This window comes from Streptomyces sp. NBC_00178 (assembly GCF_036206005.1).
Classification (GTDB): Bacteria; Actinomycetota; Actinomycetes; order Streptomycetales; family Streptomycetaceae; genus Streptomyces.
In genome coordinates this window covers 4060599-4069926 of sequence record NZ_CP108143.1, presented here as the reverse complement: position 1 = coordinate 4069926, position 9328 = coordinate 4060599, and the positions used below count along the sequence as shown (strand labels likewise).

Sequence of the window (9328 nt, the reverse complement as noted above, 5' to 3'; positions counted from 1 at the left end):
GCGCGCGGCCGTTCGGCTCAGCGGGGCGCGGCTCCGTCGAGGCCGTCCGCCAGCTGGGCGAAGGCGGCCCCGGCTGCCGCCACCGCGTCGTCGTAGACCTGCCCGGCGCTCTCCCCCGCGTCGATCCGACGCCAGTTCTCCTCGGCCAGGATCCGCAGGACGGCGATGATCTGGCCCGCCGCGAGCCTCGCCGCGACCGGGGCCGCGGGGTCCAGCGCACGGGCGAGCGCGTCCTCGGACCGGCTCTGGTAGCCGTACAGGCGGGCGACGAGCGACGGGGTGCCGTACAGCAGCCGGTGGAAGGCCAGCACCGCGGGGACGTCGCACAGGCCGGTCACCGGGTCGCGGCGCTCCAGGCCGTCCAGGTGGTGGCGGCGCAGGGCGTCCAGCGGGGCCGTGCCGGACGGCCGGCCGGAGACGACGCGGGCCGGCTCGTCCTCGTGGTCGGCGAACCGGTGCAGGACCAGGTCCTCCTTGGCCGGGAAGTAGCGGAACAGCGTCGGCTTCGAGATGTCCGCCGCGGCGGCCACCTCGGCGACCGAGACCTTGTCGAAGCCGCGCTCCAGGAACATCGAGATGGCCGCGTCCGAGACGGCCTGGTACGTCTGCCGCTTCTTGCGCTCGCGCAGGCCGGGCTGCTCCGTGCTCATGACTCCGCTTCCCCTGTGCTCACGACTCCGTATGACGCCGGCGCGCGCCCCGGCCCCGCCCGGCGGGCGTACGCCGCCCGGCACGAACGCGTGGCCGGGCTCCTCCGGCCCGCCCGTACAACATACGCAGAAGGGGGTGCGCCGCGGCACCGCGCCCGTGCTCCACCGCCGCCCCGGCGCCCGGTGCTCAGGTCACCGCCGCGGTGATACCGGCCGCCTCCCGGCCCCGGAGCCACCTGGTGTAGGCGGCCATGACCTCGCGCAGCGACGGTACGGCGTCCAGACCGAGGGGTTCCCGCGCCCGCTCCAGCACCTCCCGTACCCGGTGGGCGGTCACCGGCAGCCGGCTCCAGGCCGGTCCGGCGCCCGGCTGCTCCAGCGCGATGGCGCCGCGGATCACATCGGTGTAGACGGACTGGGCGCGCTTGTACGCCAGGAGGACGTCCAGGTCCTCGCGCCACCCCTTCGCGCACTCGGGCCGCACGCCCCCTACCGCGGCCGCCCAGAGAAGGGCGGTCCGCTCTGTCTCCCGGGCGGAGTAGCGCATCAGGTGGAGATGGGTGGCGAGGTCGTAGAGCGGATCACCGACCATGGACAGCTCCCAGTCGATGGTCCACAGGTCCCCGGCGTCGTCCACGACGAAGTTCAGCCGGTGCAGATCACCGTGGACGAGCGTGAACGGCCGGTCCGTGAGGCCCCGCGCCCGGCTCCTGACGCCGTCCAGCGCGCCGTCCCGCACCCCGAGTTCGCGCAGCAGCGAGCCGAAGCGTCCGGCGTGCCGGCCGTGGACCTCGTGCTCGGTGAAGTCGATCAGGCTCTCCAGGAAAGCCGCGGAGTCACCGTCGCCCGGATGGTCCGCCGGGGCGCAGAGCCGCGGCGCGCCGATGGAGGCGGGATCCAGCGCCACGAGTTCGCCGAAGAGGCGGCCCAGCTGTGCGGCGTGCCGCGCCGACAGCGCCCCCGCCGTGCCGCGTCCGAGCGTGCGGCCCTCGATGAACCACTGGAGGAGGACGTGCTCGTCGAGGACCAGGATTCCCGGTATCCGGCTCACCCGGCCGCGCAGGTCCAGCAGCAGCCGGTCCTCGGACAGGAAGCACCTGCGGTCGAACCTGAACAGCTCGGAGCGCGGTTCGTGCACCTTGCACCGCAACGGCCCGTCGGGCAGCGCGAAGACGTACGTCTCACGGTAGTGGCCTCTGAACGGCCCTTCGATCACCGTCGCGTCACCGCCCGGGCCCTGGCGGCCCGCCGGAACTCCGCGCACGTCCACCGGGGTGTCGACCGTCACCGCCCGCTCCTTCGACCATGAGGGGCCCGGGTGCGCCCGCCGAGCGGCTTCCGCTGCGGGCGTCCGCCTCTATCCGCGTACGCCGGCCGTCAGTTGTCCCATTCCCGGCGCGCCCGACGGCACGCGCCCGCGTGCCGTTTCCACCAGGCCCCGCAGTGAACCCACCGCCCACCGGCTCCCGGCCTCCTCGAGGGCACGGCGCTTGCGGGCGTTCACCGCATAGCCAATGAACGGTACACCGACCGCCCTCGCCGCGAACCAGTCCGCGGGGGAATCCCCGATCATGACGGCGGCCGCCGGGTCGGCGCAGCCGGTCGACTCCAGGGCCCGGACCAGGCAGTGCGGATCGGGCTTCAGGAGTGCGAGATCCGGCGTACGTCCGTGGATGTGCTCGCCCGCCGGCGCCGCGGACCCGTACCGGTCGAGGAAGCGGAGCACGGCGCCGGGGGAGTTGTTCGTCGTGACCGCCTGCCTCCAGCCGCCGGCGTCCAGGGCTCCGATGAGTTCCAGCGCGTGCCGCGTCGGCGGGGCGCCGGTGGCCGCCGCGATCTCCTCCTCGGCGAGGCAGCGCTCGGCGTGCTCGGTCCTCTCCCCGGCTCCGTAGTGCGCGCCGACCGCTTGGAGCAGGGCCAGCGGGTCGCCCCCGCCGGACGCGGCGACCTCGGGGTCGCAGCCGGTCCTGCGCAGTTCCGCCGCCAGCCGCGTCGCCACCCCGGTCGCCGGGCGGGTGGCGAACAGGTCGCACAGCGGGCCGTCGAAGTCGAAGAGGACACATTCCGCCGCCGCGAGCAGGGCGGCGGGGCCGGACGCCGAGGCACCGTCGGGGGTGGCATCGCGCCGAACGCTCATGCAGTCGATCCGTTCACCAGGGCCGTCACCGGGTCGTCGTGCCGGGCACGGTCAGAAGGGCGCCTTCGTGGCCAGGTTGTCCCACGTGGCGTCGAAGAACTTACGCGCCGCCCGTACCACTCCGGCCTGTTCGGGGGTGGAGTCGGCCGAGGCCCGGAAGGGATACAGCGTGGCCCCGGTGCCGTAGGCGTCGTACGTCGCGACGTCCTCCCCGTCCGGCAGGGTCGCGGTGCCCTCCTCGGGGATGTAGAAGCCCTGGAGCACCACGCGGTTGTTCAGGATGTACAGCTTCATCTGCGGCGAGAAGGGCACGAGGCGCACCTGTACGTCGACCTCCTCCACCAGCTTGAGCCGGCGGAGTTCGTAGAGCGCGGACCGCAGCATCGTCACGTGGCTGTGCAGGATGCCGCCGAGCCGGGCGCGCACCCGCGGGTCGTCCTCGCCGGTCACCTGGCGGGGGATCGCCAGGGACGTCGACTCGGCGTTCGGGAGGAGCAGGCGGGCGGTGACGCTGCGGGGCGGGCTGATCTCGCCCGCGACGATCCGGTCCTTCTGGTCGACGACCCGGGCGGCCAGGGACTCCGTCGTCATCGAGAAGACGTCGAGCCGGACGACGTTGGCCTCGAAGGCCTCCACGAGGTACGGCTTGAGCAGCACGGGCGGCACGCGTTCGGAGACGACGGCCCACACGTCGCCCTCGGGATGAGCGGCGGGCCTCGGTACCTGGCGGGTGTCCCCGGCCTCCGACGCCACGAAGGAACCGCTGCCCTGCCGGGTCACGATCAGCTCCTCCTTGCGCAGGAGGGACAGCGCCTGGTTGACCGTCGCCCGCGATACGCCGAAGCGCGTGGCCAGCTCCTCCTGCGTGGGCAGGCGCTCGCCCGGCTGCCGGGACTCGCTGTTGATCTCCTTGCGCAGCTCGTCGGCGACCCACCTGTACTGGAACTTGGCGTCACGCGGGGCAGATCCATGACTTGTCACCCTGCAACCCTACAACTCCGCACCGCGCACGGTGAGATGCGACACAGCGCGACACTCAGAATATCCACAAGACCTACAACTAACCGAACAACCAGACAAGTTTGCGATGTCTACCTCACCGGGCATACGTACGGTACGTCAACACGGGGGACTTGTACGGCACTTGTCAGGTTCCTGCGCAGCGTCGCGCACACAGCGGCCGGCCTCCCCCCTCAGCGGCGCGTTCGCGCCGATCCCGCATCCGGGAAGGAGTGAGCGCCATGCCCCTGTTCACCTTGGGCCTCGAGCAGATCATCCAGTGGAAGTACGGCGTCATGGGGACTTTCGGTGTCACCCTGCTGAGCTTCGGCCTCAAGGCCGGCAACCCCAACATCGCCTGTGCCGGCGCCCTCATCCTGGCCCTGCTGTTCGCGCCGACCGACTGACACCGTGCCGCCGGCCGTCGGGCCGGCGGCACGGGTCGCCCGGCGGGCCGCCCCGGGCGGCGCCCGGGGCGGGAAGCGCGTCGCGGACAGGTGCCTGCCGACCCGCCCCCGCCCTCCCGGCCCCGGCCACCCCCGGCACGGCGTCGAGATGCGCGGGCCCCGCAGGAGTGGAAGATGGAAGCAGGCCGGGCCGGAGGCGTGTCACCGCGCACGAGCCACGGTCCGACGGGTTCCCGACGGACGCCGGGTTCCCGACGGACGCTTCCCGGATACGGCGGGCCGGTCGTCCGGACCGGTCCCGGGGCCTGGCCGGCAGCGGGGGGCTTCGACGCGAGACGCGAGGGTGAGCAGATCGTGGACAACATCTCCCCGGGCTTCCACGGGCGCACGCACCGCTTCGAGGGGCGCCTGCCCCCCGGCCAGTACCCCACCGAGTCCTTCCCGGTCCTCTCCTCCGGACCGACCCCCAAGGTGCTCACGGACTCCTGGGACTTCGGCATCACCACGGAGACCGGACAGCGCCACTACTGGAACTGGGACCGGATGATGGCGCTCCCCCAGGAGGACCTGACCGTCGACATCCACTGCGTGACGCGGTGGTCGAAGTTCGACACCTCCTGGCGCGGGGTGTCCCTCGACGCCTTCCTGGAGGACGTGGAGACCTCCGCGGACTTCGCGCTGGTGCACAGCGAGGGCGGGTACACCACCAACCTCCCGCTGGAGGACCTGACGGACGGCAAGGCCTGGCTCGTGCACACCTACGACGGGTACGACCTGTCCCCCGAACACGGCGGCCCCGTGCGGCTGCTGGTGCCGAAGCACTACCTGTGGAAGTCCGCCAAGTGGGTGAAGGGCATCTCCCTCACCCCCCAGAACGAGCCCGGTTTCTGGGAGTCGGTCGGCTACCACGACTACGGCGACCCCTGGCGCGAGCAGCGCACGTGGAGCGACTGAGCGATGGGCTCCTGGAGGAACGCCCGCCTCGTCGAACGCGGTGAGCTGACCACGACGGGCCGGTCGCTGCGCTTCGACGTCCCCCACTGGCCCGGCCACCTCGCCGGTCAGCACGTGGACGTCCGCCTCAGCGCGGACGACGGCTACCAGGCTGTACGCAGTTACTCCCTGGCCGCGCCGAGCAGGGGCACCCGCATCGAACTGGGCGTACAGGCCGCGGCGGGCGGCGAGGTGTCCCCCTACCTCGCCGGGGACCTGCCCGTGGGGGCGGAGGTGGAGGTCAAGGGGCCGCTCGGCGGCTGGTTCGTCTGGCGCCCCGAGCAGGAGGATCCCGTCCTGCTGGTCGCGGGCGGCTGCGGTATCGCGCCTCTGATGGCGATGATCCGCGACCACCGGGACCACTCCTCGGCACCCATGCACCTGGTCTACTCGGTCCGCGACCCCGCCCAGGTCTGGTACCGCGAGGAGCTCACCGCCTCCCAGGGCCCGGGAACCACCGTGCACCTCGTCCACACCCGTGAGGCTCCGCCCGGCTCGGCCCGTCCGCCCGGCCGCGTGGGCGCCCACGACCTGCCGCCGCCCCCGGCGGACGGGCCCGCCACCCTGTGCTTCGTGTGCGGGCCGACCGGCTTCGTGGAGCACGCCGCGGGGCTGCTCGTCGACGCCGGCCACGCACCCGGACGCATCCGCACCGAGCGCTTCGGATGAGGCCCCCGCCCCCGGCGCGCCCGGCCCGTACCCCGCGTCACCACCTGATCCGGAGGCACGCATGAACACGCCATCCCCCTCGTACCGCGACGGCAACGCCCTGGCGGGGCCGCTGTCGGAGATCTTCACGACGGACCCGACCGCCGCCTGGCGGCGCTGCCCCGACTGCGGGCTGACGGGCTCACTGGCCCAGCTGCGCGTCTACGGCCCGGAGCCGGGGCTGACCGGCCGGTGCCCGGGGTGCGCCGCCGTGGCCCTGCGCCTGGTCGAGCAGCCGGACCACCTCTGGCTGCAGATGGGCAGCGGCGGCGGGGCGTTCCGCTTCCCGCGCCTCTGAGCGGGCGCTGCCGGGCGGTGGCCGCTCAGAACACGTCCGGGCACCAGGCCCGTCGCGGCGCCCGGAACAGCAGGTCCGCCGTCGGCACCGCCCCCGCCCGGTGCTCGTCCAGCCGCCCGAGCGCGGCCAGCCGCACCGGGGACTCGTCGCCGAGGTACAGGGTGCCCAGCTCCGCCACGTCCAGCGTGAGGTCGGCCTCCCGCGTCGTGGGCGTGCAGGAGGCACCGGACGGCGAGCCCTCCAGCAGGAAGCGGCCGCCCGCGAGGCCCGCCGCATCGCGCACCTCCAGGACCAGGGCGCCCTCGCAGCCGTACGTCCGCGCCTCCAGCGCGCGCGGGACGTCGAGGACGCGCAGCCACAGGAAGTCGGCCAGCGTCACGAGGCGGGCGGCGCGGGGGTCGGGGAGGAACAGGGGCAGCAGGTCGTCGGGGGCGCGGTGGCCCGAGCGCACGGTGGTGATCCAGTCGATGGAGCAGACGAACTCCCAGAGGGCCCGCTCCGCGGCCGGCGTCGCAGCGATCATGCCGGCCACCGTGGCCTTGTTGAGGGGCTGCTTCCCGTCGCCCCAGCGGTCGTCGGCGCGATAGGTCAACACCCCGTCGGGCCGGCCGTCCGCGGACCGGTACACCGCGTGGAACGGCTCCGTCCACGTCTCGTACCCGGGCACGTCCATGCCGGTGTTCCGCTTCCACCAGCTCTCGTCGCGGGACACCAGCCCCTGTTGCCTGCCCGCGAGCCGCGCGTGGAGATCAGGCCCCAGCTCGCGCACCTCGGCGCCGTCGACCAGCACGACGCTGCCGCCGTCCGCCGCGGACGGGACCCGCCGCCGCGGGTCGAAACCGGCCCGCGGGACGTCGATCTCCCATTCGGCGGCCCAGGCGGCGGGCCCGAATCCGTAGCGCCCGTAGATCGGGTACTCGGCGGCGATCAGTGAGGCGACCACGTCGCCGCGTTCCTTGGCCGCCGCGAGGTCCGCGGCCATCATCCGGCTGAGCAGGCCGCGCCGCCGGTGCGTGGCGGTCACCGTGACCGCCGTGATCGCGTCCGCCGGCACCGTCGCACCCCCGACGACGGTCAGCTCCTGCGCGAACGATCGGAAGGTGGCCACGCAGCGCCCCGCGTCGAACACCCCCTGGGTGCGCGCGAGATCGGTCCGGGCCAGGCGCCAGGCGACCTCCTCCTCCCCGGGCACCGACGGCGCCCGGAGGAATCCGGTTCCCACGGCGCGCAGCCAGTCGGGGTATTCGGCGGCGGTCACGGTACGCGGATCATGGCTCATGCCCGCCACGCTAGGCAGATGCCGTCCGCCGTGTCGCCCGCATTTCCGCGGGCTCCCTTCCCCACGCGGCCGGGGCCGCTCAGAACGCGGCCCGGATCTCCCCCACCCGGGCCGCGCCGCCCAGCAGCGGCGCGCTCCCGATGCGGTCCACCACGGGCGCGTCGACGCCGAGGAGGCCGAGCGCGCGGGCCAGCACCGGGCCGAGGGCCCGCGTGGAACCGTCGTCGATCTTGAAGGCCAGCGCCCTGCCGTCGGGCAGCGCCACCGCCTGCACCGCCTCGGCGCCCATCTTGGAGAGCGTGCCCGGGACCTCACGCATCAGCCAGGTGTCCGGACGCCGGGTGCCCGCGACGTACTCCGGGTGGGCGCGCATCGCGTCCGCGACCCTGCGCTCCGCCGAGCCGGGCTCCGCCAGCACGAACGTGCGGAAGGCCCGGGCCAGCCCCACCAGCCCGATGGCCATCAGCGGGGCCCCGCAGCCGTCCGTGCCGAGCGCCGCGACGGGCTCGCCCGCCGACTCCGCGACGACCTCGCCGACCAGACGCTGCAACGGGTGGGCGGGGTCGAGGTAGGTGGCGGTGTCCCAGCCGTTGCGTACGCAGACCGCGAGCATCGCCGCGTGCTTGCCGGAGCAGTTCATGGTGAGCGGTTCACGCACGCCGCCCGCCGCCAGGTAGGCCTCCGCCTCGACGGGGTCCAGCGGAAGGTCGGGCGGGGTCTGCAGGTCGTCCGGCTTCAGTCCGTGCTCGGCGAGCATCGTGCGCACCAGGCCGAGGTGGAAGTCCTCGCCCGAGTGGCTCGCGGCGGCCAGCGCCAGCCGCTCGCCCGAGAGGTCCAGCCCGGCGCGCAGGATCGCGGCGGCCTGCATCGGCTTGTTCGACGAGCGCGGGAAGACCGGGGCGGCGGGGTCGCCGAGTGCGAGCTCCACGCTCCCGTCGGCGGCCAGGACGACCAGGGACCCCCGGTGGTGCCCCTCGGTGAACCCGGACCGCACGACCTCGGCGAGGACCGGGGGCGCGGGGGACGAGGACGGCGACGGGGCTATGAAGGAGGTCATGGGGCTGGTGGCCTTCCGGGGGCGGGGCGTGACCCGCCCCCGGAAGGGTCGCTTCAGGCGAGCAGGTCCTCTACTTGTGCTTCTCCGTCACGGTACCTGCGGGCGATCTCCGCGCTGCAATCGTCCACGGTCCGCTGGAGCCGGTGACGCCGCCGGGAGACGCGCTGCTCGTAGCGCACGAGCCGTCCCATGGCGGTCAGCAGCTCTTCGTCCGTACGGGCGTCGAGATCGGACAGCCCGACCTCCGCGAGCGTGTCGGCGGCCAGCTGCCGGTACTCGTCGCTCCGCGGCGTGGTCAGCGTGACGTGCCGGGCCGAGGAGCGGTGGACCGACGGGGTGTCGGCGAGGATCTCCGACAGCCGGTCCACGACGGGTGACTCGGGACCCGCGCGGCGGGCCAGTTCGGCCCGCAGGATGTCGATCCGTCCCTGGACCAGACGGCGTACGTAACTGAGGTCCGCCTCGTCGCGCTGGGCGTCACGGCGCAGCGTGCGCAGATCCGGCAGCCGCAGCCCGCCGAACTCCTCCTGCGGGCGTACGGAGGCGAGTCCCGCCCCCGCCGTCTGCCCCGGCACGGACACCGCGCCCGGCAGCCGCGCGGGAGGCGCCACGGGCGACAGGCCGGTCGGAGCACCGTTCCGCTGGACCGGTGGCCGGAGGCTGCCGGCCGTGCACGTCACTGGTACGGCACCGGGTGATGGCCCGGTTCCATGTGTGGTCATGATGTTCCGTCCCCTCGACCGGTGCGTCGGCACACCGACATCGTGCATGGTGCCACTACGCACGGTGTTCATGCAGGT

General features: G+C 73.7%; 11 protein-coding genes. 4 read left to right on the top strand and 7 right to left on the bottom strand.

Going from position 1 to position 9328, the window contains the following annotated elements; translation table 11 throughout:
• Positions 1-17: 17 nt before the first annotated feature.
• The 4 genes from OHT61_RS17675 to OHT61_RS17660 form a co-directional block, all read right to left on the bottom strand.
• On the bottom strand, positions 18-650 hold the full coding sequence (locus tag OHT61_RS17675; RefSeq protein ID WP_329039565.1) for a TetR/AcrR family transcriptional regulator: 633 nt from the start codon (positions 648-650) through the stop codon (positions 18-20).
• 187 nt (positions 651-837) lie between these two features.
• Entirely contained in the window at positions 838-1938 is a 1101-nt protein-coding gene (locus OHT61_RS17670; protein WP_329039564.1) for a phosphotransferase, read from the bottom strand.
• Between the two features lie 69 nt (positions 1939-2007).
• Positions 2008-2787 (bottom strand): HAD family hydrolase, encoded by a 780-nt coding sequence (locus tag OHT61_RS17665; RefSeq protein ID WP_329039562.1) that lies wholly within the window; start codon positions 2785-2787, stop codon positions 2008-2010.
• 51 nt (positions 2788-2838) lie between these two features.
• Positions 2839-3768, bottom strand: a complete 930-nt coding sequence (locus tag OHT61_RS17660) for a GntR family transcriptional regulator (protein ID WP_329039560.1) — start codon at positions 3766-3768, stop codon at positions 2839-2841.
• Positions 3769-4028: 260 nt separating this feature from the next.
• Here OHT61_RS17660 and OHT61_RS17655 point away from each other — a divergent pair, with 260 nt between their 5' ends.
• The 4 genes from OHT61_RS17655 (at position 4029) to OHT61_RS17640 (ending at position 6192) form a co-directional block, all read left to right on the top strand.
• On the top strand, positions 4029-4193 hold the full coding sequence (locus OHT61_RS17655; protein WP_329039559.1) for a hypothetical protein: 165 nt from the start codon (positions 4029-4031) through the stop codon (positions 4191-4193).
• Between the two features lie 354 nt (positions 4194-4547).
• A complete protein-coding gene (locus tag OHT61_RS17650; RefSeq protein WP_329039558.1) occupies positions 4548-5147 on the top strand; it encodes a molybdopterin-dependent oxidoreductase in 600 nt (199 codons plus the stop codon).
• 3 nt (positions 5148-5150) lie between these two features.
• Entirely contained in the window at positions 5151-5855 is a 705-nt protein-coding gene (locus OHT61_RS17645) for a ferredoxin reductase (RefSeq protein ID WP_329039556.1), read from the top strand.
• 61 nt (positions 5856-5916) lie between these two features.
• Positions 5917-6192, top strand: coding sequence for a DUF6510 family protein (locus OHT61_RS17640; RefSeq protein ID WP_327116238.1), 276 nt, complete (start codon positions 5917-5919; stop codon positions 6190-6192).
• Between the two features lie 25 nt (positions 6193-6217).
• On the opposite strand, the gene OHT61_RS17635 is transcribed toward OHT61_RS17640, so the two are convergent.
• The 3 genes from OHT61_RS17635 to OHT61_RS17625 form a co-directional block, all read right to left on the bottom strand.
• Positions 6218-7471 (bottom strand): GNAT family N-acetyltransferase, encoded by a 1254-nt coding sequence (locus OHT61_RS17635; RefSeq protein WP_329039553.1) that lies wholly within the window; start codon positions 7469-7471, stop codon positions 6218-6220.
• Positions 7472-7550: 79 nt separating this feature from the next.
• Positions 7551-8528, bottom strand: a complete 978-nt coding sequence (locus tag OHT61_RS17630; RefSeq protein WP_329039551.1) for an asparaginase — start codon at positions 8526-8528, stop codon at positions 7551-7553.
• Between the two features lie 53 nt (positions 8529-8581).
• Complete coding sequence (locus tag OHT61_RS17625; protein WP_329039549.1) at positions 8582-9250, bottom strand: RsiG family protein; 669 nt, start codon at positions 9248-9250, stop codon at positions 8582-8584.
• Positions 9251-9328 lie beyond the last annotated feature (78 nt).